22 protein-coding genes and 2 tRNA genes are annotated in these 24,843 nt (G+C 61.7%); 14 read left to right on the top strand and 10 right to left on the bottom strand.

What is annotated here, in order from left to right; genetic code table 11:
- The first annotated feature begins 67 nt into the window (after window positions 1-67).
- The 5 genes from plsY (at window position 68) to DFO48_RS00990 (ending at window position 6,128) form a co-directional block, all read left to right on the top strand.
- Window positions 68-754 carry a glycerol-3-phosphate 1-O-acyltransferase PlsY gene (gene plsY, locus DFO48_RS00970; protein WP_003080563.1) on the top strand — a complete coding sequence of 229 codons (687 nt, stop codon included), beginning with the start codon at window positions 68-70 and terminating at the stop codon, window positions 752-754.
- 85 nt (window positions 755-839) lie between these two features.
- Window positions 840-2,366: a DUF4178 domain-containing protein gene (locus DFO48_RS00975; RefSeq protein WP_114862277.1), complete on the top strand. Its 1,527-nt coding sequence runs from the start codon at window positions 840-842 to the stop codon at window positions 2,364-2,366.
- A 29-nt stretch (window positions 2,367-2,395) separates the two neighbouring features.
- Window positions 2,396-2,611 carry a DUF350 domain-containing protein gene (locus DFO48_RS00980; RefSeq protein ID WP_003056416.1) on the top strand — a complete coding sequence of 72 codons (216 nt, stop codon included), beginning with the start codon at window positions 2,396-2,398 and terminating at the stop codon, window positions 2,609-2,611.
- 212 nt (window positions 2,612-2,823) lie between these two features.
- A complete protein-coding gene (locus tag DFO48_RS00985) occupies window positions 2,824-4,374 on the top strand; it encodes a polyamine aminopropyltransferase (protein ID WP_003080558.1) in 1,551 nt (516 codons plus the stop codon).
- The gene (locus tag DFO48_RS00990) at window positions 4,374-6,128 is read left to right on the top strand and encodes an NAD(P)-binding protein (protein WP_114862278.1); all 1,755 of its coding nucleotides are present in this window, start codon (window positions 4,374-4,376) and stop codon (window positions 6,126-6,128) included. Before DFO48_RS00985 ends, DFO48_RS00990 begins: the two co-directional genes overlap by 1 nt.
- Window positions 6,129-6,134: 6 nt before the next feature.
- On the opposite strand, the gene DFO48_RS00995 is transcribed toward DFO48_RS00990, so the two are convergent.
- The 3 genes from DFO48_RS00995 to DFO48_RS01005 are packed head-to-tail and all read right to left on the bottom strand — an operon-like array spanning window position 6,135 to window position 8,321.
- Window positions 6,135-7,127 (bottom strand): HD-GYP domain-containing protein, encoded by a 993-nt coding sequence (locus DFO48_RS00995; protein ID WP_114862279.1) that lies wholly within the window; start codon window positions 7,125-7,127, stop codon window positions 6,135-6,137.
- A 15-nt stretch (window positions 7,128-7,142) separates the two neighbouring features.
- Complete coding sequence (locus tag DFO48_RS01000; protein ID WP_233506320.1) at window positions 7,143-7,781, bottom strand: TIGR02281 family clan AA aspartic protease; 639 nt, start codon at window positions 7,779-7,781, stop codon at window positions 7,143-7,145.
- A 54-nt stretch (window positions 7,782-7,835) separates the two neighbouring features.
- Window positions 7,836-8,321 (bottom strand): YajQ family cyclic di-GMP-binding protein, encoded by a 486-nt coding sequence (locus DFO48_RS01005; protein ID WP_003063225.1) that lies wholly within the window; start codon window positions 8,319-8,321, stop codon window positions 7,836-7,838.
- 102 nt (window positions 8,322-8,423) lie between these two features.
- Between DFO48_RS01005 and murB the strand changes: the two genes are divergently transcribed.
- A complete protein-coding gene (murB, locus tag DFO48_RS01010; protein ID WP_003080551.1) occupies window positions 8,424-9,521 on the top strand; it encodes a UDP-N-acetylmuramate dehydrogenase in 1,098 nt (365 codons plus the stop codon).
- 62 nt (window positions 9,522-9,583) lie between these two features.
- Here murB and DFO48_RS01015 read toward each other — a convergent pair whose 3' ends face one another.
- The gene (locus DFO48_RS01015; protein WP_003080548.1) at window positions 9,584-10,084 is read right to left on the bottom strand and encodes a hypothetical protein; all 501 of its coding nucleotides are present in this window, start codon (window positions 10,082-10,084) and stop codon (window positions 9,584-9,586) included.
- Window positions 10,085-10,346: 262 nt separating this feature from the next.
- Here DFO48_RS01015 and phaR point away from each other — a divergent pair, with 262 nt between their 5' ends.
- From phaR to DFO48_RS01040, 5 genes are all read left to right on the top strand, one after another.
- Window positions 10,347-10,892, top strand: coding sequence for a polyhydroxyalkanoate synthesis repressor PhaR (gene phaR, locus DFO48_RS01020; RefSeq protein ID WP_003080546.1), 546 nt, complete (start codon window positions 10,347-10,349; stop codon window positions 10,890-10,892).
- A gap of 216 nt (window positions 10,893-11,108) precedes the next feature.
- Window positions 11,109-12,491: a DUF1329 domain-containing protein gene (locus DFO48_RS01025; protein WP_114862280.1), complete on the top strand. Its 1,383-nt coding sequence runs from the start codon at window positions 11,109-11,111 to the stop codon at window positions 12,489-12,491.
- 147 nt (window positions 12,492-12,638) lie between these two features.
- Window positions 12,639-13,403, top strand: a complete 765-nt coding sequence (locus DFO48_RS01030; protein ID WP_114862281.1) for an SDR family oxidoreductase — start codon at window positions 12,639-12,641, stop codon at window positions 13,401-13,403.
- 146 nt (window positions 13,404-13,549) lie between these two features.
- The gene (locus tag DFO48_RS01035; protein WP_003080539.1) at window positions 13,550-13,942 is read left to right on the top strand and encodes a VOC family protein; all 393 of its coding nucleotides are present in this window, start codon (window positions 13,550-13,552) and stop codon (window positions 13,940-13,942) included.
- Between the two features lie 463 nt (window positions 13,943-14,405).
- Window positions 14,406-15,617, top strand: a complete 1,212-nt coding sequence (locus DFO48_RS01040; RefSeq protein ID WP_233506263.1) for a tetratricopeptide repeat protein — start codon at window positions 14,406-14,408, stop codon at window positions 15,615-15,617.
- A gap of 59 nt (window positions 15,618-15,676) precedes the next feature.
- On the opposite strand, the gene DFO48_RS01045 is transcribed toward DFO48_RS01040, so the two are convergent.
- Together DFO48_RS01045 and DFO48_RS01050 are read right to left on the bottom strand one after the other, a co-directional pair.
- Window positions 15,677-16,069 (bottom strand): VOC family protein, encoded by a 393-nt coding sequence (locus DFO48_RS01045; RefSeq protein WP_114862283.1) that lies wholly within the window; start codon window positions 16,067-16,069, stop codon window positions 15,677-15,679.
- 129 nt (window positions 16,070-16,198) lie between these two features.
- Window positions 16,199-16,762, bottom strand: a complete 564-nt coding sequence (locus DFO48_RS01050; protein WP_114862284.1) for a TetR/AcrR family transcriptional regulator — start codon at window positions 16,760-16,762, stop codon at window positions 16,199-16,201.
- A 193-nt stretch (window positions 16,763-16,955) separates the two neighbouring features.
- Between DFO48_RS01050 and DFO48_RS01055 the strand changes: the two genes are divergently transcribed.
- From DFO48_RS01055 to DFO48_RS01065, 3 genes are all read left to right on the top strand, one after another.
- Window positions 16,956-18,134 carry an efflux RND transporter periplasmic adaptor subunit gene (locus tag DFO48_RS01055; protein ID WP_114862285.1) on the top strand — a complete coding sequence of 393 codons (1,179 nt, stop codon included), beginning with the start codon at window positions 16,956-16,958 and terminating at the stop codon, window positions 18,132-18,134.
- Window positions 18,135-18,198: 64 nt separating this feature from the next.
- Window positions 18,199-21,345, top strand: coding sequence for an efflux RND transporter permease subunit (locus DFO48_RS01060; protein WP_114862286.1), 3,147 nt, complete (start codon window positions 18,199-18,201; stop codon window positions 21,343-21,345).
- Window positions 21,342-22,748 carry an efflux transporter outer membrane subunit gene (locus DFO48_RS01065; protein ID WP_114862287.1) on the top strand — a complete coding sequence of 469 codons (1,407 nt, stop codon included), beginning with the start codon at window positions 21,342-21,344 and terminating at the stop codon, window positions 22,746-22,748. The genes DFO48_RS01060 and DFO48_RS01065 overlap by 4 nt, the downstream gene beginning before the upstream one ends.
- 301 nt (window positions 22,749-23,049) lie before the next feature.
- Here DFO48_RS01065 and DFO48_RS01070 read toward each other — a convergent pair.
- From DFO48_RS01070 to DFO48_RS01085, 4 genes are all read right to left on the bottom strand, one after another.
- Window positions 23,050-23,140, bottom strand: a tRNA-Ser gene (locus DFO48_RS01070).
- A gap of 67 nt (window positions 23,141-23,207) precedes the next feature.
- Window positions 23,208-23,298: transfer RNA gene (locus DFO48_RS01075), tRNA-Ser, on the bottom strand.
- A gap of 92 nt (window positions 23,299-23,390) precedes the next feature.
- The gene (locus DFO48_RS01080) at window positions 23,391-24,311 is read right to left on the bottom strand and encodes an SPFH domain-containing protein (RefSeq protein WP_003063190.1); all 921 of its coding nucleotides are present in this window, start codon (window positions 24,309-24,311) and stop codon (window positions 23,391-23,393) included.
- A gap of 90 nt (window positions 24,312-24,401) precedes the next feature.
- Entirely contained in the window at window positions 24,402-24,827 is a 426-nt protein-coding gene (locus DFO48_RS01085) for an NfeD family protein (protein ID WP_114862288.1), read from the bottom strand.
- Window positions 24,828-24,843 lie beyond the last annotated feature (16 nt).

Consider the following 24,843-nt stretch of genomic DNA (forward strand, 5'->3'; position numbering starts at 1 on the left):
GACAACAATCGGTGCCGTCGACCTTGGTTGGCGAGCCTAAGGGCCAGTCTCTGGCCGAGGAATTCCTTTGAACGCCCTCTATCCCGTTATTGCCGTCATCGCGGCCTATCTGATTGGTTCGCTGTCTTTCGCCGTCATCGTCAGCCGCGTCATGGGCCTGAACGATCCGCGCACCTATGGCAGCGGCAACCCCGGTGCCACCAATGTGCTGCGCTCGGGCAGCAAGGCGGCTGCGGCCGTCACGCTGCTGCTGGATGCGCTCAAGGGTCTGGTGCCTGTGGTTCTGGTCAAGGCCTTCGGAGAGCCGTTCGGTCTGGGTGACAGCACGGTGGCACTGGCCGGCCTGGCGGCCTTCCTGGGCCATCTGTACCCGGTGTTCTTCGGCTTCAAGGGTGGCAAGGGTGTGGCCACGGCCTTGGGCGTGCTGCTGGGCATCAGCGGCTGGCTGGGTCTGGCAACGGCGCTGACCTGGGTCATAGTGGCCGTGTTCTTCCGCTATTCCTCCCTGGCCGCGCTGGTGGCATCGGTGTTTGCGCCCGTGTACTACGTGCTGTGCAGCGGCATTGTCTGGGATGCAGAAACGCCCATCACCGCCGCGATTGTCGTGATGGCGATCCTGCTGGTCTGGCGTCATCGCGAAAACATCCAGCGCCTGATCGCAGGCAAGGAATCCAGGCTGGGACAGAAAAAGACCGAGAGCTCCAAGCCTGCAGAGGGCGCGGCCCGCAAGAGCAGCAAGAGCAAGCATCGCTAGGACGCGGCTGCTACATTTCGCCGAGGCCGCCTTCAGGCCTTTATCATTCAAGCGCAAGAAGCTCCTGATTAAATAGCAAAAAGATATGGCTTCCAGCCCATCGCAGCGCGACTACAGCGCTCCCTGTCCTGGTTGTGGCGCGCCGGTCCACTTCGCCAGTGCGCAATCGAGTTTTGCCGTCTGCGAGTTCTGTCGCAGCACGGTGCTGCGCGATGGCGAGACGCTCAAGCGCATTGGCTCCATGGCCGAGGTGTTCGAGGACTACAGCCCGCTGCAACTGGGCGCCTCGGGCATGGTCAAGCGCAACGGCAAACCCGAGCCCTTCACCCTCGTGGGCCGCGCGCAGTACAAAAGCGCGGCCGGCAGCTGGTCGGAATGGGTGGCTGCGCTCAGCAACGGCGAGCTGGCCTGGCTGAGCGAGGACAATGGCAGCTTTGTCTTTGCCGTGAACTGGCAGCCGCCGGGCTGGAACGTGACCGAGTTCCAGCAGCGCGAATGGCGCATGGGCCGCGAGCTCAAGGCCGGCACGGAATCCTTCACCGTCACCAGCATTCAGGATGCGCAGCTGATGGCGGCCCAGGGCGAGCTGCCCCAGTTGCCCCAGCTGGGCAAGAGCTTCAAGCTGGTGGAGCTGCGCAGCGACAAGAACCAGATTCTCTCCATCGACTTCAGCGACAAGACGCCGGCCTTCAGCCTGGGGGCGGCCGTGGTGCTGGATGCCTTGCAGATGCAGGGCCTGCGCAGCAGCGCCCAGCAAAAAACCCAGGGGCGCCACTTCAACTGTCCCAAGTGCGGTGCCGTGGTGCCCGTGCGCTTTGACACCACCAAGGCCCTGAGCTGCCCCAGCTGCGGCAGCCTGATCGACATGTCCAAGGGCATGGGGGCGGAGCTGAGCTATGCCGAGCAGCGCAGAAAGGTCAAGCCGCTGATCCCGCTGGGCAGCGAAGGCACGCTCGACGGCCTGAAATGGCAGGTCGTGGGTTTTCAAAGGCGCAGCGGGCGTGGCCTGGGCGAGGATGAGGACGACACCTTCACCTGGGACGAGTACCTGCTCTACAACAAGAAGGCGGGCTTTTCGTTCATCGTCGATTCGGAGGACGGCTGGAGCACGGCGCGCGTCATCACGGGCGCCCCCAAGCTCAGCAAGAATGGCGCCACGGCGACCTATCTGCAGCGCAAATACCAGCGCGACTATGCCTATCTGGCCGAGACGGAATATGCAGAAGGCGAGTTCTACTGGCCCGTCTTCAAGGGAGCCAAGTCCAGCAATGTGGACTTTGCCAATGGCGGCAAGCAGTCCACGCTGGCGCTGGAGACCGCCAATCAGGAAACCACCTGGACCCACGGGCAGCGTGCGTCGGCAGAGACCATTGCCAAGGCCTTCGGCACAGCCAAGCTCAAGGACCGCTCCCAGGTCAGCCCGCTGTCGGGCAGCGGCTTCAGCTGGGGCACGATTCTGTTCTGGCTGTTCCTGCTGCTGTTCATCCTGCCGTTTCTGCGTGCCTGCATGTCCAGCCCCAACTGCGATCCGCGCACCGACCCCAACTGCAGCTACAGCCGCTCCAGCAGCGGCTCCTATGGCGGCTATACCTCCGGCGGAAGCCACAAATAACGCCCCTATCTCATTCGAGGAGAGAGATCATGTTTGACTGGTTCAACCCCCAGAACTTCTTCGGCTCCATCATCTACGCCCTGGTGGGCGTGGTGGTGTTCTGGCTGTGCTTCATCATCATCGACAAGATCACGCCCGTGGACATGTGGGCCGAGATCGTGGAGAAGCACAACAAGGCGCTGGCCATGGTGGTGGCGGCCATGTGCCTGGGCATCAGCATCATTGTCGCTGCGGCGATTCACTAACACCCCCTGAGGCGCTTTGCCTGGGCGGCCCCGCGCCTTCCCCCTCTCTCGCTACGCGGGAGGGGGACGACCGCATCGCTGCGCGGCGGCGCTTGCTGGCTGTCCCTCGTTTGCCGCGCGCCCCGGGTCTGAGCTTCAGAGCCCAATGGGAAGTGCTGATTCCTGAGGAGTGCAGGCCGATGGTTTGCTGAACTAGATAGAAAGTACCTTTGATGACTTCGATGGTGGCCGAGCAGGACAGCGCTGGCCAGGGGCCTCGGCCCATTGATGTGGCGCTGCTGGCCAGCGTGTTCGTGATTGCGGCCTGCGGTCTGCTCTATGAGCTGGCAGCAGGCGCGCTGGCGTCCTATCTGCTCGGCGATTCGGTGCTGCAGTTCTCCACCATCATCGGCACCTACCTGTTTGCCATGGGCATAGGTTCGTGGCTGTCGCGCTATTTCGAAGATCAGCTGCCTGCGCATTTTCTGCGCGTGGAGCTGATGGTGGCGCTGGTCGGCGGAGCCTTGCCGGCCGTGCTGTTTCTGGCCAATGCCTATGCGCCGGGCGCGTTCCGCTTTCTGCTCTACGGCATGGTGATGGTGGTGGGCACGCTGGTGGGGCTGGAGATCCCGCTGGTGATGCGCATCTTGAAGCGCAATGCATCGCTCAAGGATCTGGTCTCCAAGGTGCTGACCTTCGACTATCTGGGGGCTCTGGCTGTGTCGCTGGCGTTTCCCATCGTGCTGGTGCCCAAGCTGGGGCTGGTGCGCACCGGTCTGCTGTTCGGCTTCATGAATGCGGCCATCGCCGTCTGGGCCCTGGTGCTGTTCAAGCATGAACTGCGCAATCTGCGTGCCCATGCCTGGGCCTGCGCGCTGGTGCTGCTTGCGCTGGGCGGCGGCATCGCGGGCGCGGATCAGCTGACCCGGCTGGCCGACGACCATTTCTACCAGGATCGCATCGTGCTGAGCAGCAGCTCGCCCTACCAGCGCATTGTGGTGACCCAGGGACGCCAGGGCGCGCGCCTGTACCTGAACGGCAATCTGCAGTTTGCCCAGAGCGACGAGTACCGCTATCACGAAGCGCTGGTCCACCCCGCCATGGCCGCACATGGCGCACCGAAGAAGGTGGCGGTGCTGGGTGGCGGCGACGGCATGGCCGTGCGCGAGGTGCTCAAGTACCCCGGCGTGGAGTCCGTGGTGCTGGTGGAGCTGGACCCGGCCATGACCGATCTGTTCAAGAGCAATGCCATGATGACGGCGCTCAATGGCAATGCGCTCAACGACGCCCGTGTGAGCATCGTCAATACCGATGCGTTTCACTGGCTGCAGCAAAGCACGGAGACTTTCGATGTGATCGTGGTGGATTTTCCCGATCCCACCAATTTCGCCATCGGCAAGCTGTTTACCAACAGTTTTTATTCGCTGCTGGACAAGCGTCTGGCGGCCAGCGGCTACGCCGTGATTCAGACCACCTCGCCGCTGATCGCGCGCCAGAGCTTCTGGACCGTGGTGCAGACCGTGGAGTCCGTGGGTCTGACGGCCAAGCCCTATCACGTGCATGTGCCCAGTTTTGGCGAATGGGGCTTTGTGCTGGCCAGCCATCGTCCCTGGCGCGAACCCGGGGCCTTGCCCGCTGGCATGCGTTTTCTGACCCTGCCCACGCTGCGCCTGATGTTTGACTTCCCTCTCGATATGGCGCGCGTGCCGACGGAGGTGAATCGCCTGTCCAATCAGGTGCTGGTCAACACCTATGAGCGCGAGTGGGGCAAGGTGGAGCATTGATGCCGGACTATCTGCACCGGCGTGACTGGCTCAAGCGGGCGGCTGTCGGCACCCTGGGCGCCCTGGGCGCTGTGGGTGCGGCCGGCCTGGCCGGCTGCAGGCAGGAGCAGCCCAGGCTGGAAGATCTGCCAGGTGGCTTCAGTGGCGTGGCGCTGGAGCGCGGTCATGGCCTGCGCCCTTTCTGGCAGCGCCTGGAGCAGGGGCTGGAGCTGCCCGCACCTGCCGTGGTGCACCGGGCGCCGGTCGTGATTGCGGGCGGGGGCATGGCCGGGCTGGCGGCGGCGCGCGCGCTGGAACTGGCTGGTGTTCAGGGCGCAGCCTTGCTCGATACCCAGGCTGCCATGGGAGGCAACAGCCAGGCTGGGCAAGTCAAGGGCATTGCCTGCCCGCTGGGCGCACACTATCTGCCCGTGCCCGGCGACGATGCCCATGAGGTGCAGGACTGGCTGGAGGAGCTGGGCGTGCGCCAGCGCTTGGCGGGCCGCTGGCGCTACGACGAGCGCTATCTTTGCCACAGCCCGCAGGAGCGCTTGTACTGGCAGGGCGGCTGGCATGAGGGACTGCTGCCCGTGCAGGGCGTGAGCCAGCGCACGCTGGAGCAATATGCACTGTTTGAAAAGCAGGTCGAGGCAGCGGCTCGGGCGGCGGCCTTTGCCATGCCATCGATCCGTGTCTGGCAGCGCGAAGCGGGTCTACCTGCCTCTCATGCGGTGCTCGATGCACAGCGTTTCGACCAATGGCTGGCGACGCAGGGCCTTGATGACGAGCGTCTGCTCTGGTATCTGGACTACAGCTGCCGGGATGATTTCGGTGCCGGTCTGAGCCGCGTCTCGGCCTGGGCGGGGATTCACTATTTCGCCAGCCGCCATGGTTTCCACGCGCCGCGTCCGCAGTCCGAGCATGAGAGCGAAGCGGACGGCGAGCAGGTGCTGACCTGGCCGCAGGGCAATGGCTGGCTGGCGCAGCAACTGGTGGCGGGGCTGAAAGCCACGCAGCTGCAGACCGATTGCAGCGTGCTCGCCGTCACCGAGGACGCGGGTGGCGTGCAGATCGATGTCTATCACCACGGCCGCCAGCAGCATGAACGCTGGCTGGCGCGACATTGCGTGGTGGCGCTGCCCAGCTTTGTGGCCGCAAGAGTGCTGCGCAATGCGCCCGATTTTCTGCGTGCCGTGACGGCCCGCCTGGACTGGGCGCCCTGGCTGGTGGCGAATATCCATATCGACCGGCCGCTGGCCGACTACCCTGGCGCCGAGCCCGCCTGGGACAATGTGCTCTACCGCGACGGCAATGCAGGAGGCCTGGGCTATGTGGATGCGGGCAATCAGCGGCTGGACCGCATACGCCGCCAGCCAACGGTGCTGAGTTACTACCAGGCGCTGGGTGACTGGGCCGATGGGCGCAGGCAATTGATGCAGCAGCCGTTTGCCTTCTGGCGCGAGCGCATCGTGAACACGCTGAGCGAGCCGCACCCAGACTTGCTGCAGCATGCCACACGCATGGAAATCACTCGCTATGGCCATGCGATGGCGATTCCGCGCCCTGGTGATCAGCAGGTATTGAGCGAAATAGCCGTCAAGTTCAGTTCCAGCAAGCGTAATCTGCTACTGAATGGGGAGCGAGTGCAGAGCCTGCCCACGCCTGCGACGGCGCGGCTGAGCTTTGCGCATTCGGACTGGGCCGGCTATTCGGTGCTGGAAGAGGCGTTCACGCGTGGCCACCATGCCGGCCTGATCACTGCACAAGGCGTTTAGAAAGGGTCAGCGTCTGCTGCCTGGCAGCTTCACCATGCGATACAGCTTGGCATTGCCGCGTGCACTGTGAATGCCCAGCTGTGCCATGGAGCGCAGGTCCAGGTCCAGCGTCAGCGACGAACGTGCCAGCGCGGAGGTGATGGCCGGCCTGCGCCCGTCCAGATGCAAGATGGGTGGGTACATGCTGTGGCCGTCACGGTCGATCACGCTGGCAATCTCGGGTTCTTCCAGACTCTTTCCGCAGCGCAGCACCACGGCCACCTCGCCGTTGCCTAGCTGTACATAGGTGCCGGGCGGGTACAGGCCCGCGACATCGATCAAGGCCTGCATGACCTCATCGGCGTATTGGCCACCCTGCTGCAGCACTTGCAAAGACTCGGTGGCCGAGCGGCCGCTACGGGTCTTGCGCGGGCTGATCAGGGCCGCATAACGGTCTACCGTGCCCAGAATGCGCACCAGACGCTCCAGCGGCTGCAACTGTGCCAGCGGCGCGGGCTGCAGCACCACATGGTGGTATTGCACGGTGTCCAGCCAGAGCGGGTCACGCACCATCAGCCTCTCCAGCATCAGGCGGCCCTCTGCGGGGTGCTGCTTGACGGCTTCGGCCTGCTGGCCGCTCAGCGGCGTACGTTGCTCGGCCAGCTGGTTTTGCAGCGCGGTCATGCCGATGTTCATGGTCAGAGCGGCCCGGATCAGCGTGTCGCGCTCCGATTGAGGCAGCTCAAGCTCCTTGGCAAGGATATGGCACAGGCCCGCGCAGACCACGGCGTGAGACGGGCTGTAGCCTACTGTTGTCGAGCTGGCACGCTGAAACATCAGATACAGCGCGGCATCGCTGTCCTGCGTGATGAGGTCCTGCAACCATAGATCGAGCTGGTGCAGCTTGATGGCAAAGCCGGGAATGCGCAGCGGCTCGGTCAGCAAAACCGCGAGTGCGGCCTCCAGATCCGACCATAGGCCCAGCAGGTCTTCGTAGGGGTCGTCGTAGCGTGCTTGCATGGGCGTGAGGCGGGTTCAGTTCTTTTCGAGAACCATCTCATTGCCCTTGCGGGTCATCTGAAACCGGGTCAGCAGACTGTTGCCCAGCAGCACATAGGGCATGGACTGGGGGGCAACGACGGCCTCTATGTCGTAGACCTCCATGTCGCCCAGTTTGACGCTCTCGAGCTTGATGCGCCAGCCCTGGGCAGTGCCGTTGGCCGTGCGCATCAGGACGGGGACACCCTGCTCGTAGGGCAGGCCCATGCGATCGGCATCGGCTCGGCCTATGGCAATGGTGCTGGCGCCGGTGTCCACCATGTACTGCATGGTTTTGCCATTGATATAGCCACGATCGACGAAATGGCCGCGCGAGTCGGCGATCAGGACCAGCCGGCCCGAGCGTGCTGCACCACCAATGCCGCCCCGGCTGCCTATGCTGACCGGAGCTGCTCCCAGGTGCACAGTCTGGCGCTGGCCCTTGATATCCACCACAGCGGAGTCGCCGCTGATCTGCAGCAGGCGCACGTCCTTGTGGCTTTCGTTGACGGCCAGCGCCTTGGGGGCGCTGCCATCAATGACCAGCAAGGCCTTGCTGCCCAGCACGCCGGTCAGGGCCACGGACTGCCCCCAGGCGCCGCCAGCGGCCAGACCGACCGACAGCGCAAGACCCATGCGCCGAACGGCGGCACAGGAGCAGGCAGTGAAGCTGCGCAGGGGGGGCTTCATTCAATCGCGGAAGTTGTTGAACGACAGAGGGTGGTCGGCCAGATCCTTGCGGATCAATGCCATGGCCGCCTGCAGATCGTCACGCTTGGCTCCGGTGATGCGGACCTTCTCTTCCTGAATGGCAGCCTGCACCTTGAGTTTGCTTTCCTTCATCAGCTTCTGGATCTTCTTGGCCAGCTCGGACTCGATGCCGTTCTTGACCTTGATGAGCTGCTTGACCTTGTCGCCGCCAATCTTCTGTGCCTTCTGGATGTCCAGGAAGCGCACGTCCACATTGCGCTTGGTCAGCTTGTTGCGCAGCAGGTCTTCGACTTGCTGCAGCTGGAACTCGGCATCGCCGTAAATGGTGATTTCCTTGTCCTTGAGTTCGACGGCGGCCGATGTGCCCTTGAAGTCGAAACGGGTGCCAATTTCCTTGGTGGCGTTGTCAACGGCGTTCTTCACTTCGACGAAATCGGCTTCGCAAACAGTGTCAAAAGAAGGCATGTGTAATTCCTATCAGTATCAGAGCGGTAAACAGCCACAGTGCGCCGGCCGTGATGTGCTGCTTGCCAGCAGCAGAGCAGGCGCAGTGCGACAATTGGATGGATGTTAGTCGAGAAAAATGTTCCCCTGCAGCATTGCAACACCTTTGGCATTGCCGCGCGCGCCGAAACACTGGTGCGCATTCGTAGCCAGGACGATATCCGCCAGTTCCTCGCCGACCCGCTATGGGGACGGCAGCCTGTGTTCGTCCTTGGCGGTGGCAGCAATGTGGTGCTCACGGGCGACGTGGCCCCCGTGGTGCTCAAGATGGAAATCATGGGCATGAGGCTGCTGCGCGAAACCGACAAGCACTGGATTGTCGAGATCGGCGCCGGTGAGCGTTGGCACGATATGGTGGCATGGACGCTGGCCCAGGGCTATACAGGCCTTGAGAACATGGCCCTGATTCCAGGCACGGTAGGCGCGGCCCCGGTGCAGAACATCGGCGCGTACGGGCTGGAACTGCAGGATCGTTTCGACTCCCTGGACGCGATCGATCTGGTCACCGGCGAACAGTTCAGCCTCAATGCTGCGCAATGTGCCTTTGGTTACCGTGACTCGGTGTTCAAGCATGCACCCGCTCAGCCCAAGTACTGGCCCGTGACGGGCTCGACGGCTGTCCCTCGCGGCCTGGGCCTCAAGGGGCGGGCGGTGATCACCCGGGTGCGTCTGGCGCTGCCCAAGAGCTGGCAACCGGATCTGGGCTATCTCGATCTGCAGCGCAAGCAGGCGGAAAAAGGCATAGAGCAGCCGAGCGCGCAGCAGATCTTTGAATGGGTCTGCGAGATCCGCCGTGCCAAGCTGCCGGACCCCGAAGTCATCGGCAATGCGGGCAGCTTTTTCAAGAACCCCACGGTGACGACCGAGCAATGCGCGGACATCATCGCGCGCGAGCCCAAGATCGTTCACTATCCCATGGATGACGGCTCCATCAAGCTGGCGGCCGGCTGGCTGATCGATGCCTGCGGCTGGAAAGGCAAGACCATGGGCCGGGCGGGTGTCTACGACAAGCAGGCGCTGGTACTGGTCAATCGAGGAGATCGCCACAGCACCGACGCCAGTGTGACCGGCGGCGAGGTGATGACACTGGCCGGGGCAATCCAGACCAGTGTCTACGAACGCTTTGGCATTCGCCTGGAACCCGAGCCTGTGGTGATCTGAGTTTGTGGCGGTCTCAACGAAAAATGGAGCCTCCCGGCTCCATCTTTTGTTGGCAAAAGCGCTTATTTCCAGAATGCCGGGCGCAGCAAAATGCCTGAAATACGGTAAGGAGCCTTGGGCTCGACCGCCAGTTCCATGGGCACAAAGCCCTTGGTGCAACTCAGCAGCACGCTGGTGGCCAGAGGTGTGGAGCTTTCCATGCGGCCGACCGTCTGGCAGCTGCCGACGCCGGTGCGCACGGAGTCCAGGGCTTTCTGCACGGTGTCGATGGGAGAGTTCTTGAGGAACTCTTCGTTGAAATTGCTGGCGGCCAGCTTGGACTTGCCGTCCATGGCAGCGACAACTGCCTGCAGGCGCTTGCGCAATGCGGCGTCTGCGGCAGCGGCGTCCACGTTGGCAGGGACTGCCTGAGCTGCAGGTGCTGCCTGAGCTGCCTGCGGAGCAGCAGCCTTGGTGGCATCGGTCGCAGCAGCATCGGGCTGGGCCTGTGCTGCAGTCATGAAGCCGGCAGCAGCCAGCAGGGCGGTCAGACAAACAGCATTGCGTGTTTTGGTGGTAATCATCCGTTGAGCCTTTCGTCAAACAACGACAGGCACTGTAAACCTTCTGCAAGCTTGATTTCGATAGACGGCACACTGTTTTTTGTGAATAAATGGCAAAGACCTGATGCTGGCTGTGACGGTGGTGCGACTTTGTTGCAGCGCAGACAAGCTTGTTTGTCAGGGTTACTGCTTGCCGATGAGGCTTGTGCACTGCCTAAAATCTGTTGCACTGCAATAGCTCAATTGACGACGGGGCCGATCCCCAGAACATAAAGGACTTGCGATGCAAGAAAACAAAGAGGGCAAAGAGGGTGATGTCCAGGTGGGGAATCAGCGAATCATCAAGAAGTATCCCAATCGTCGCCTCTACGACACCAATACCTCTTCATACATCACGCTGGCCGAGGTCAAGCAACTGGTCATGGATAGCGAGCCGGTGCTCATCAGGGATGCCAAGACCAATGAAGACCTGACGCGTTCCATCCTGCTGCAGATCATTCTGGAGGAAGAGGCGGGCGGGGCCCCCATGTTCTCCGAGGCCATGCTGGCCAACATCATCCGCTTCTATGGTCATGCCATGCAGGGCTTCATGGGGAGCTACATCGAAAAGAATGTGCAGATGTTCACAGACTTCCAGAGCAAGCTGGCGGGCCAGCCCCAGGGGATGAACCCCGAGGCCTGGAAGCAGTTCATGAGCATGCAGCCTCAAGCCATGCAGGGCTTGATGGGCAGCTATATGGAGCAGTCCCAGAACATGTTCACCCAGATGCAGGAGCAGATGCAAAAGCAGACAGAGCAGATGCTGGGTGTGTTTGGCATCAAGCGCTGAACGAAATCTGCTTTTCCCGAGCGGGCCAATGGCCCGCTTTTTTTGTGTCTGTTGCTGGCGTTTGCCTGCGCTAGTCCTAATTGACGATGCTTGCGCTTGCCAACGGTCGAACAATGATTTCGTTGCTTCGCAATTGCGAGTCGGCAAGGAAGAAGAACGATAAGAGAAGTTCAATGACAGGTAGATGCATGGCAGATGCATCCAAGGAGACTAGGCATGAAGTTAGGAGTGGGCCCCCGTTCGCTGGTGGTCTTGGCTGCAGGTGTATTGTTTGCGGGGGCAGGTTGGGCCAAGGCGACGCCCGATGAACTGGCCAGGCTGGGCAAGTCGTTGACCTGCACGGGGGGAGAAAAAGCGGGCTCAACCAGTGGTGTGCCCGAGTTCACAGGGAAATGGCTGGGTACACCACCCGGCATTCAATACAACCCGCATGCTGGTCAGCACCCGGTAGACCCCTATGCCGGTGAAAAGCCGTTGCTCACCATCACGGCTGAGAATATGGCGCAGTATGCCGAGCGCCTGAGCGAGGGCCAGAAGGCCATGTTTGCCAAATACCCCAGGACCTATCGCATTCCGGTCTATCAGGGGCATCGCGACTTCCGCTTTTCGGATGCCGTCTGCGCGGCGGCCCGAAAGAACGCCCAGGATGCGGTGATGAACGCAGACGGTCAGGGCACAACGGGTGCTGTCAAAGGAGCGCTGCCCTTCCCGTTCCCCAGAAACGGACTTGAGCTGGCCTTCAACAATCTCTTGCCTTCGCGTGCTTTCACCGAACACACGCTGCGTGACAACGCCAATGTGCTGGCCGATGGCAGCATCGTCTGGGGTCGTGCCGACAATCGCGCCTTCAGTCAGGTCAACGACCCGGCCAACGCAGGTCAACCCCTGAGCAGTCCCATGTCCCAGGGCATGAATGCAGTCAAGCTGCCCGAGCGTGAGAAGGGCGGCGTCAGCGTGGTGTCCGAGCCGGTTGAATTTGGCAAGGAAAAGCGCCTGGGCTGGAGCTATGACCCCGGCACACGTCGTGTGCGCCAGATTCCCGAATACGGTTTCGATCAGCCTCTATCGGGCACCGGCGGCAAGCTGACGATTGACTCCGATCGCCTGTTCAACGGCTCGCCCGAGCGCTACAACTGGAAGTCGCTGGGCAAGAGGGAAGTCTATGTGCCGGCCAACGCCTACAAGATTCACGGCAGCAACGTGAAGTATGCCGATCTGCTCAAACCGGGTCATGAAAACCCCGACTACATGCGCTACGAGCTGCGCCGTGTCTGGGTGCTGGAGGCTTCGCTCAAGGATGGCTATCGCCACATGTTCGGCAAGCGCGTGCTGTTCCTCGATGAAGATACCGGCCAGGCGCTGATGAGCGATTACTACGATGCCCGTGGCCAGTTGTGGCTGCAGGCGGTGGTCAATCATTACTACGCCTTCGACGCCCGGATCTGGCATGCGGGCACCAGCTTCTATCACGACCTGAACTCCGGCGGCTACGTGGCCTACAACCTGTTCCAGGAACGCCCCCAGGGGCCCGTCTTGAACAAGGGCAATATGACTGCGGCCATGTTTACGCCCGAAGCGGCGCGTAACGCAGGCAACTAAAAAATGAATGCGGCAAACAGCCTGTGGCGTACTTTGTGTGGCTGTGGGCTTTTGCCATTCAAGCAAGGAAGCGCTTGCGCCTCCTTTTTTATGTGGCCGTAGCAATGCCCTGTTCAGGGCTTGGACAAAATCAAGAGGAGACAGAGGATGACAAATCGTTTGCAGGGTAAGGTGGCGCTGGTCACTGGTGGTGCCAGCGGTGTGGGTCTTGAGGTGGTGAAGCTGCTTCTTGGTGAAGGCGCCAAGGTCGCATTCAGCGATATCAATGAAGCGGCGGGGCAGCAACTGGCGGCTGAACTGGGCGAACGCTCCATGTTTGTCCGCCATGACGTGAGCAGCGAGGCGGACTGGACGCTTGTGATGGCGGCGGTGCAGCGGCGTCTGGGCACGCTCAATGTGCTGGTCAACAATGCCGGCATCCTGCTGCCTGGTGACATGGAAACAGGGCGTCTGGAGGATTTCAGCCGCCTGCTCAAGATCAACACCGAGTCAGTCTTCATTGGTTGCCAGCAGGGCATTGCGGCGATGAAGGAGACAGGAGGCTCGATCATCAATATGGCCTCGGTATCGAGCTGGCTGCCCATAGAGCAATACGCCGGCTATAGCGCCAGCAAGTCCGCCGTGTCGGCACTGACCCGCGCCGCTGCACTGAACTGTCGCAAGCAAGGCTATGCGATTCGCGTCAATTCCATTCATCCCGATGGCATCTATACGCCCATGATGCAGGCTTCGCTGCCAAAGGGCGTGAGCAAGGAAATGGTCTTGCATGACCCCAAGCTCAACCGTGCCGGTCGCGCCTATATGCCCGAGCGTATCGCGCAGCTGGTGTTGTTCCTGGCCAGCGACGAGTCCAGTGTCATGAGCGGTAGCGAGCTGCATGCAGATAACTCGATTCTGGGCATGGGGCTATAGATGAAAGCTTGAATCTGACCGCCCCCGGAAGGCCTTGAAGCGTTTCAAGGCCTTTGCCGTTTTCTGAGTAGGATGATGCAGGCAATGGACTTGAGCGGTAACGATGCGGTCGTTCAAGTTCGGTTGGGTTTTGAGAGGATGCCTTCATGAAATTGGGTTACACAATCATCTACGTCCCGGATGTCTCGGCATCGCTGGAATTCTTTGGCCGGGCATTCGGCATACAACAGCGTTTTCTGCATGAATCCGGAACCTATGGCGAGCTCGAGACAGGGCAGACCACGCTGGCATTTGCCGCCCATGAGCTGGGCGCGTTGAATTTTCCTGGAGGTCATGTCGAAGCACACAGCTCTGCCAAGCCATTGGGATTTGAAATCGCGCTGGTCACGGAGGATGTCTTGCAGGCCCATCGGAACGCGCTGAGCGCAGGCGCCATCGAGATGGCCGCTCCGACGGCCAAACCCTGGGGGCAGATGGTGTCTTATCTGCGTTGCCCCGACGGCACCGTGGTGGAGCTTTGTACGCCCATGGCTGCCTGAGCCAAAGAGATGCTTGCCCGCAAGGGCGCAAGGTCGGGGCAGGGTCTCACGCACTGTTTGCAATATCGCGAACATGTGGCACAAGTTGCACGCTGGCAGAGTTTGAGCAGGCAGATCTCTGTGCTGCCCGGTCTGAGCGAGCCTTGAGCAGCAATGCTGTCCCGAGGCAAGAGACACTGCGCGGGCGCATGGCGGCTCTGTGACGATGGTCCAGGACGAGCCCATCGGCAGTCATTTCCATGCTGAGGCGGTTCAGTATGGTTTTGATAGCTGTCAACGCTTTATGGACAAGGTATTGCTTCTATATACTCACATTTTTTTGTGAACAGGGGAAGCAATGCTTGCGCGATGGTCTGGTGCTTTGGTGCTGTCGGCTTGGCTGTCAGTTTGGGGTTGTGCGCAGGCTCAGCCCAGCGAAACGGTCAATGCCGCGAAGACAGGTGATGTCGGGGCACAGTACGAGTTGGGAAAGGCCTATCTTTACGGCAATGGCGTGGAAAAGAATGCCGACGATGCCATGCGCTGGCTGCGCCTGGCCGCCGAGCACAATCATGCTCCGTCTCAGTATCTGCTGGGTCTGGTCTATGTACTGGGGGCCGAGGGTGTGAAAAAGGATCCTGAGGCAGGCCTGGCATACATTCATCAGGCTGCAAACGCTGGAAATCTTGATGCGCAGAACCTGCTTGGAACTATTTATCTAAAAGGCGAAGCAGTTGAAAAGGACGCCGCAAGAGGTGTCGCATGGCTGGAGCGCGCTGCACAGCAGGGCTCTGCAGCGGCACAAAATAGCCTGGGCTTTGTCTACCGCAAAGGCGAGCTGGTTGCCCAGGATCAGCAGGCCTCGTTTCGCTGGTATCTGAAGGCGGCCCAGCAAGCCGATGTGCTTGCTCAGTTCACGGTGGCCGAGATGTATTACCTTGGCGAAGGCGTGGAGAAGAACCATGCCGAAGCCGCGAAATGGCTGGCCCCGCTGGCAGACAAGGGCGTGCAGAAGGCCCAGTTACTGCTGGGAAAGATTTGCTTCGAAGGCCAGGGCGTGGACCCCGACTACAAGCGGGCCGTGCTGCTGCTGCATGCTGTTGCCATCCGTGGCTCGGGCGAGGCTTACTATGAATTGGGCCGTCTGTTCGAACAGGGAGAGGGCGAGTATCGCAATGAAAAGGAAGCGATTGCCTATTACACCCAGGCGCTGAAGTACCAGCATGCAGCGGCGGCGCAGCGGCTGGAGCAACTCTCCGCTTCGTCGCCCAAGTCCGCGGAGTTTGCGCAGTCCATGGAATACATGGAGAACCTGAACTCGGCTCTCAAGGGCAATGTTCTGGCCCAGTACAACGTCGGTGTCTTTCAATATCTGGGCAAGGGCTTTGCGCAACCCAACTACACCGAGGCCGCCAAGTGGTTCACCATGGCAGCCAATCAAGGCTATGCCAAGGCCCAGTACAACCTGGGCACCTTGTATGAAAACGGTGAGGGTGTGGGCAAGAGCCTGGTTCAGGCGCTGAAGTGGTACCGTCTGGCCGCCGAGCAGCAAGATGCCCCGGCCCAGTACGCGCTGGGAACTTTTTACCGGGACGGTCTGGGTGTGAAGAAGAATGCCAAGCAGGCTCGTGAGTGGTTGCAGCGCGCCGCAGAGCAAGGCTATGCACCGGCAAAAAAGGCTTTGGCACAGCTCTGACCTGACAAGCGGGGACCGTTTTCGCGGTCCCCGGCTGGCCCGGGCGAGGGTGAAGGCAGCTAGACCGGCTCCGAGATTTCGATGAGGTTCAGGTCGGGGTCACGCACATAGATGGAGCGAATTCGGGATGTGGCACCGGTGCGCATCACAGGGCCTTCGGCGATGGGAGTCGACAACTGCTGCAGACGCGCGATAACTTCGTCCAGCGGCACGGAGGCCAGGAAGCACAGATCCAGAGCTCCGGGTACCGGCGTATGAGCCTTGGGTTCGAACTCGCGCCCTTTCACATGCAGATTGATCTTCTGCTGGCCGAACACAAAGGCCTTGCGCTCCACGGGCGGGGTGCCGCCGATGAAGGATTCCAGCCGCATGCCGAGGACTTCGGTGTAAAAGCGTATGCATTGCGCTTCATTGGCCGTGGTGAGAACCAGGTGGTCGAGGTGACTGATCATGACTAGGCTACTGTCTGGTTGTGAAAGCGAGTGTGAGGGCACGCGATCTCGCGTTGCAGGGGAACGGCATGGCAATGGTGCAGCTGGAGGCAGGCATTGCCGTTAAGGCTGCAGTCCGGGTCGATTTTGTCAGGCTGTCGTCGTTGCGTCCTGGCGCATGACTCCCTGCAAAAATGCCTGTTCTGCAAGCTGTGCCAGCGGAGCGCGAGGGATGCGACCGCGGCGCTCTCCATCGATGAGCGCGATCACGGTTCCCAGCCATAACTCGGTCAGCGTTGCGGCACTGAAATCGATGCGGAACACGCCTTCCTGTTGGCCGCGCAGGAAAAAGGCATCGACCTTGGGTTCCCAGATCGCATTTTCCTCCATGGGTTTTTCGACTTCGTTCCAGTAATAGGTCAGGAACAGCGTGAATTCGCGATGTTCAAGATGCTTGGCATTGAGGCGCTTGAGTGCTTCGAGCACCGGGCCTTCCTCGATACGGGCTTCGTCCAGAGCCTCGTCCAGCGTGCGCAGGCTTTGCTCCAGCAGGCGCTTGATCAGCAGATCGCGCGTGGGGCAGAAGCGATAGAGGGTGGCCTTGCTGATGCCTATGGCCTTGGCCAGTTCCTGAAGCGTGGCGCGCGGGTGGTTGACCAGGGCCAGGGCCAAGGGGGGGAGGATTGCTGTGTTGTCGTGAGGGGCTGTCGTCATTCCTGGCTCCGGTTGGGGCGGATACGGATGAACCTATTTTGATTCAAGCGGCGAGCCTAAAAGCTTGAGATAGGAACTTTACTTGGTATCAAAATGCCATGAATCAATATAGGTCTTAATGAATCAAATTTGATTCAAAAAATATTTTCATGCATCATGCGCTTCTTTCAAGATTTGACAAGACTCAAAAGCCATGAAGAAGAAAAGCCAGAATGTGCGTGCCTGGCCGGCCCTGGCCGCATTGGCGGCCGCAATGATGTTGGGCGGCTGCATCAAGTCGGAAGCGGGCGGCCCGCCTCGGGAATTGCCGCTGGTGGATGTGGTGACCGTCAAGCCCAGGGCGCTGAGCCTCAGCGCAGAACTGCCCGGGCGCATCGAGCCCGTGCGTGTGGCGGAGGTGCGTGCGCGTGTGCCGGGCATCGTGCTGAGCCGTAACTTCAAAGAGGGCTCCGATGTGAAGGCCGGTGAGGTGCTGTTCAACATCGACCCAGCACCGCTGCGCGCGGCGCTGTCGCGGGCCCGGGGCGAATTGGCGCGAGCCGAGGCAGCGCTTTCCGAGGCTCAGTCCGTGGTGCGTCGTTACGAGCCGCTGGTGGCGCAGGAAGCCGTAAGCCGCCAGGATTTCGACAGCGCCAAGGCCGCTCTGCACAGTGCCATGGCCACGCGCCAATCTGCTCAGGCCGAAGTAGAGGCGGCACGCCTGAACCTGGACTATGCGACGGTGAGGGCCCCGATTGCGGGCCGCATCGGCCGTGCGCTGGTGACGGAGGGCGCACTGGTCGGCCAGGGGGAGGCCACACCGATGGCTGTGATACAGCAGCTCGACCCCATTTATGCCGATTTCCGCCAGACCGCAGCGCTGGCCACGCGCTTGCGTTCACAGCAGAAGGCGGAGCAGTCGCACAGGAGTGCTCCCGTGACGCTGGTGGCGGATGGCCTGGACGAGAAGCGCCAGGGACGCATGCTGTTTTCGGATGTGACGGTGGATCGCGGCACCGGCCAGCTTGCGCTGCGTGGTGAATTCCCCAACAAGGATGGCTTGCTGTTGCCCGGCATGTATGTGCGTGTGAACTTGGGGCTGGGTGAGGATCCCGCGGCCATTCTCGTTCCTCAGCGTGCGGTGCAGCGCGGCAGTGATGGGCTGGCCCATGTGCTGGTGCTCGACGAGCACAACATTGTGCAGTCCCAGAAGGTGGGCACCGGCGCCATGTACGGATCCGAGTGGCATATCACCGAGGGCCTGAAGGAAAACGCCAGGGTGTTGGTCGGAGGCCTTGCGGCAGCCGCGCCCGGCACCAAGGTGCAGATCAGAGCGGCCGCTGCAAATGTCGCCGACGTCGTCAAGGACGCGGAAGTTACGGAAAAGAAATGAGCACTATGCGCTGGTCCTGCAAGCGCTGAATGCCAAAAAGACAAGCCTTATTCAAGGATAGATAATGTCCCGGTTTTTTATTGATCGCCCCAAGCTGGCCTGGGTGGTCGCGATCTTCATCCTGCTTGCCGGCCTGCTGGCAATCCCGGCATTGCCCGTGGCGCAGTTTCCCAATGTGGCTCCGCCGCAGATCTCCATCTCGGCAACCTATCCGGGGGCATCGGCCACCACGGTGATGGAGTCGGTGACCAGCGTCATCGAGGAGGAGCTCAACGGCACCAAGGGTCTGCTGTACTTCGACTCGTCCAGCGGTGCCACGGGCCTGGCCGAAATCACGGCCACCTTCGCGCCTGGTACCGATCCCGCACTGGCTCAGGTCGAGGTGCAGAACCGCATCAAAAAGGCCGAAGCCAGACTGCCCGCATCGGTGATGCAGATGGGTCTGCAGGTCGAGCAGGCCAGCGCCAACTTCCTGCTGATCTATTCGCTGACCTACAAGGGCGACGATAGCGGCAAGAACGAGGTCCGCCTCTCCGACTATGCGGTGCGCAACATCAATAACGAGATCCGCCGCGTGCCCGGTGTGGGCAAGGTGCAGTACTTTGGCGCCGATGTCGCCATGCGGGTCTGGGTCGATCCGCAGAAGCTGCTGGGCTACGGCCTGTCTGTGGCGGACGTGAATGCTGCCATTGCCGCGCAGAATGCCCAGGTGCCGGCGGGCAGCTTCGGCAGCCAGCCCGGATCGTCCGAGCAGGAACTCAGCGCCACGATTGCCGTCAAGGGAACGCTGAGTTCGCCCGAGGAGTTCGGTCAGATCGTGTTGCAGGCCAGGGCCGATGGCTCGGCCGTGCACCTGGCCGATGTGGCGCGTCTCGAGGTCGGCCAGCTCGATTACAGCTTCGCCTCGCGCGAGGACGGCCACAAAGGAGTGGCGGCCGCCGTGCAACTGGCACCTGGTGCCAATGCTATGCAGACCGCCAAGGCGGTCAAGGCGAGGCTAGCCGAGCTGTCGCAGAACTTCCCGGACGATATTCAGTACGCCGTGCCCTACGACACCTCGCGCTTTGTGGAAGTCGCCATCGGCAAGGTGATCCAGACCCTGGTCGAGGCCGTGGTGCTGGTGTTCCTGGTGATGTGGCTGTTTCTGCAGAACCTGCGCTATACGCTGATTCCCACCATCGTGGTCCCGGTGTGTCTGGCCGGCACCCTGGCGGTGATGTATGCGCTGGGCTTCTCGGTCAATATGATGACCATGTTCGGCATGGTGCTGGCCATCGGCATTCTGGTCGACGATGCCATCGTGGTGGTGGAGAACGTGGAGCGTCTCATGGCCGAGGAGGGCCTCTCGCCGCTGGCCGCCACGGTGAAGGCCATGCAGCAGGTCTCGGGGGCCATCGTCGGCATCACGCTGGTGCTGGTGGCCGTGTTCCTGCCCTTGGCCTTCATGAGCGGCTCGGTGGGCGTGATCTACCGTCAGTTCTCGCTGTCGCTGGCGGTCTCCATCCTGTTCTCGGGCCTGCTGGCGCTGACATTCACGCCAGCGCTGTGCGCCACGCTGCTCAAGCCTGTTGCCGAGGATCACCACGAGGAGAAGAAAGGCCTCTTCGGTTGGTTCAACCGCCACTTTGCCAAGCTGACCGAGCGCTTTTCGCTGCTCAACCAGCGTCTGGTCAGGCGCACGGGCCGCTATATGCTGATCTATGCAGCCATCGTGGGCGGGCTGGGCTTTGCCTATACGCGCATGCCCGAGTCCTTTGTGCCTTATGAAGACATGGGCTACTACATCGTCAGCGTGCAACTGCCCCCTGGTGCGACCGAAGCACGCACCGAGGCCGTGGTGCGCGACATGGAAGCCTATGTGCAAAGCCGCCCCGCCACGGCCCAGGCCGAGTTCCTCATGGGTTACAGCTTCTCGGGCATGGGGCAGAACGCGGCCATGGCCTTCGTCACGCTCAAGGACTGGTCCTTGCGCGGCAAGGGTCAGGCGTCGTGGGACGAGGTCCAGGCCTTCAATCAGCGCTTCGGCAGTCTGTCCGACGGTGCTGCCATGGCGGTGGACCCGCCACCCATTGACGGCCTGGGCAATTCCGGCGGCTTTGCGCTGCGTCTGCAGGACCGCGCCAATCTGGGTCGCGAGGCTCTGGTTGCCGCGCGTGACGAGTTGCTGAAGAAGGCCAATGCCTCGCCAGTGATCGCCTACGCGATGATGGAAAATCTCGAAGATGCGCCGCAGCTGCGTCTGGACATAGACCGGCGCAAGGCCCAGGCCCAGGGCGTGAGCTTCGCCAGCATCAGTGCCGTGCTGTCCACGGCCTATGGCTCGGCCGTGATCAACGAGTTTCCGAATGCCGGACGCCTGCAGCGCGTGGTGGTGCAGGCCGACACGGCCGCGCGCATGACGCCCGAAGCCCTGCTGCGCCTGTATGTGCCCAATGCCCAGGGAGAGCAGGTGCCGCTGGCCTCGTTTGCCAGTGTGGAATGGGAGCAGGGGCCGGTGCAGATCTCGCGCTACAACGGCTATCCGGCCTTCCGCATCGCGGGCGACGCCAAGCCCGGCCACACCACGGGTGAGGCCATGGCCGAGCTCGAACGAATCCTGGGCGAGATGCCGCGCGGCATAGGCTACGAGTGGACGGCGCTGTCCTATCAGGAAAAGGCCGCTGGCGCACAGGCCCCCAAGCTGTTCGCACTGGCGATCTTGGTGGTGTTCCTGCTGCTCGTGGCCCTGTACGAAAGCTGGAGCATTCCAGCAGCCGTGATGCTGATCGTGCCCATAGGCGCGCTGGGATCGGTGCTGGCCACTTCGTCGCTGGGACTCTCGAACGACGTGTACTTCAAGGTCGGTCTGATCACCATCATCGGCCTGGCGGCCAAGAACGCCATCCTGATCGTGGAGTTCGCCAAGGACCTGCACGAGCGCGGCCATTCGCTGACGGAGGCTGCATTGCAGGCAGCCCGTTTGCGCTTCCGCCCCATCGTGATGACGTCGCTGGCCTTCATTCTGGGGGTGGTGCCGCTGGCACTTGCCACCGGGGCGGGGGCCTCCAGCCAGGCCGCCATCGGCGTCGGCGTGATCGGCGGCATGCTCAGTGCCACTTTGCTGGGCGTGCTGTTCGTGCCCATCTTCTTTGTCTTCGTGCTCTCGCTGCGGCGCAAGCGCCGCTCAGTGCCGGAGGAAAAAAACACAGACTCCGAAGGAGAACCCGCATGAACGGGCGAAACCCCATGCGTACCGCTGCGCTGACGCTGATTGCCGCAGTGCTCTCCGGCTGCTCTTTTGCACCGACCTATGACAGGCCTGCTGCGCCCATTCCCGGCACCTGGAGCGCGACATCATCGGCCTCGGCTGCGTCGGTGCAGAGCTTGCACTGGAAGGATTTCGTGATCGATGAGCGCCTGCGCTCGCGTATCGAAACGGCACTGGCCAACAACCGCGATCTGCGTCAGACACTGCTCAATGTTCAGACCGCACGCGCGGCCTATCGCGTGCAGCGTGCGGACCAACTGCCCGGTCTGGAGGCACAGGCCGGCGGCAACCGCCAGCGCCTGCCTGCCGACCTGAGCGGCACAGGAGCGGCCAGGGTGCAGAGCAACTATCAGGCAGGTCTCGGGCTGATGGCTTTCGAGCTCGATCTATTCGGCCGTGTGCGCTCGCTGTCCGAGGCCGCGCTCATGGAGTATCTGGCCACCGAAGAGGCTGCGCGCAGCGTGCAGATCAGCCTGATCGCAGAAGTGATTCAGGCCTCGCTGGCGCAGGACAGCGCACGGCAGCGCCATACCCTGGCGCTGCGTACCTTGCAGGCGCGCGAGAAGGAGTGGCAGCTGATGAGCGAGCGCAGAAAGACCGGCACGGCAAGCCGTCTGGATGAGCAGGAGGCGCAAGGACAGCTTGAGCTGGCGCGCGCCGAAGTCGAGCGCTTCGAGCGCGAGCTGCGCCAGACTGCGAACGCACTGGACTGGCTGGTGGGCGATGGCGTGGTGCAGGCTGTCGTGGATTTGAATGTCAAACCCATGGTGCAGGAGATTGGAGCCGGTCTGCCGTCCGAGCTGCTGGAGCGGCGCCCCGATATCCGCGCCGCCGAATATCAGCTGCGCGCGCGCAATGCAAGCATTGGCGCGGCGCGGGCCGCGTTCTTTCCGCGCATCTCGCTCACGGGCTCCTATGGTTCGGCAAGCTCCGAGCTTTCCGATCTGTTCGCCGGCGGTCAGCGCTCCTGGTCCTTCATGCCGCAGCTGAGCCTGCCGATTTTTGATGGCGGCCGCAACCGCGCCAATCTGGAAATCGCGCAGCTGCGCAAGGACATGGCGGTCGCCAGCTACGAGCGCAGCATCCAGACGGCATTCCGTGAGGTCAGCGATGCACTGGCCTCCGTGGAGACGCTGAGGCGCGAGGAGCTTGCCCGCCAGCGCCTGGTGCAGACCAGCGCGAATACGCTCAAGCTGGCCGAGCTGCGCTATCGCGCCGGTGTGGACAGTCATCTGCGCTATCTGGATGCCCAGCGCACGGACTATGCGCAGCAGATGGCACTGATCGAGGTCAGCGCGCAGCGGCAGATGGCCCTGGCCACGCTGTTCAAGGCCTTGGGCGGCGGCTGGGGCCCAGCGGCTGGTTGAGTGTTGCAGGGCTTGCCGCCCGTCAACCCGCTTCACGCGAGCTCGCCAAGCGAGAGAGGCCGCCGGGAGCAATCCGGCGCTGCAGGCGAAAGAGCCAGGACCTAGTCCTGGCTCTTTTTTTTGCGCTTAGGCGGCAGCAGGACCGCTTGTTGACTTGCAAGACCATGCAGTCCCTCGCACTCGCCGGTACCAGGCTGGATGTGCTTGGTGCTAATGCTGCACCGTGAATTCAAATTGCATCCACGGTCGAATACGCCAAAAAGAAAAAAGGCCTTGAATTTCTTCAAGGCCTTTTATCATTTGGCGGAGCAGGCGGGATTCGAACCCGCGGTGGGCTATTAACCCACACACGCTTTCCAGGCGTGCGACTTAAACCACTCATCCACCGCTCCACAGCGATCCCAAAATACTTCATTTCTGAAGTAAAAAACCAAGTGTGGTCGACTTGATTTTAAAATCTGGCGGAGCAGGCGGGATTCGAACCCGCGGTGGGCTATTAACCCACACACGCTTTCCAGGCGTGCGACTTAAACCACTCATCCACCGCTCCGTGTGATGAAGCCGCTATTCTAACCAGAAATTTCGACCTCAAAATGAAAGTGCAGAAAGTTCTTTTCTGCATGCCGCGTGAAGCGAGCAGGCTCAGGCGCTCTTGCCCACCTGAACCATCTTCATGGCGGAAGCAATCAGGCCGGAGACCTCGGTCATGTTTGCAGGAATGACCAGAGTGGTGTTGGAGTCCGCAGCCACCTTGCTGTAGGCCTCCACGGCGCTTTCAGCCACCTTGAGCTGAACGGCCTGCTCGCCGCCGGGCTGGCGAATGGCCGTGGCCACGCGCTCCAGCGCCTGTCCGGTGGCTTCGGCCACGGTGGTGATGGCGGCAGCTTCACCTTGCGCCTTGTTGATGGCGGCTTGCTTCTCGCCCTCGGAGCGGGCGATGAAAGCTTCGCGCTCGCCGGTGGCGATGTTGATCTGTTCCTGGCGTCGACCTTCGGAAGCGGCGATCAAGGCACGCTTTTCGCGTTCGGCCGTGATCTGGGCCTGCATGGCGCGCAGAATTTCAGCGGGCGGTGTCAGATCCTTGATTTCGTAGCGCAGCACCTTCACGCCCCAGTTCAGCGCCGCCTCGTCGATGGCATTGACGACCTGGGCATTGATCATGTCGCGCTCTTCAAAGGTCTTGTCCAGCTCCAGCTTGCCGATCACGCTGCGCAGCGAGGTCTGGGCGAGCTGGGTGACGGCCATGATGTAGTTGGACGAGCCATAGCTGGCGCGCATGGGGTCGGTGACCTGGAAGTAGAGAATGCCGTCCACGGTCAGCTGCGTGTTGTCGCGCGTGATGCAGACCTGGCTGGGCACGTCCAGGGGAATTTCCTTGAGGCTGTGCTTGTAGGCGATGCGATCCACGAACGGGATCAGAAAGTTCAGGCCGGGTGTGAGCGTGCCTGCGTATTTGCCCAGACGCTCCTTGACCCATGCATGCTGCTGGGGAACCACCTTGATCGAGCGGACGATGAAGATGACGGCAATGATGGCGATGGCGAGAGGGACTGCGTAATCCATATTGTCTCCAGCCCTTGTGGGGCGTTGGTGTGAAGAAAGAGAGTGAGGCGTTCCAGCGCCCAGCATAACCATGCCGGGGCTGGCCGATGATCAGATCTTGTCAACCAGAAGGCGGTTGCCAATGACTTCGGCCACGCGATGTGGGCCTGGAATGGGCAGGGCGCCCTGGCGTCCCATGACAGTCCAGGTGGCTCCGCGATAGCGAACCTGGGCCGTGCCGTCGGCGTTCCACTGCTCCACGACCACGGTTTCGCCCACATCCATGTTGACATCGCGATTGCTGGAAGAGGGCAGTCTGCGCGGGCTGCGCTTGCGCAGCAGATAGCAGACGAGGACGGCACCCGAGCCCAGCAGGGCTGCGGCGACGATCTGGTTGCTGGTGCCCAGGCCGAAGTGAGCGCAAAGCGCACCGGCAATGGCACCAAGAGCCAGCATGAGGAGATAGAAAGTACCGGTCAACAGCTCCGCAATGACCAGCAAACCGACAAGCAACCACCACGCGGTGGAGTGATCCATACCTGAGCTCCTGTTA

Source organism: Comamonas sp. AG1104, assembly GCF_003350425.1.
Taxonomy (GTDB): Bacteria; Pseudomonadota; Gammaproteobacteria; order Burkholderiales; family Burkholderiaceae_C; genus Comamonas; species Comamonas testosteroni.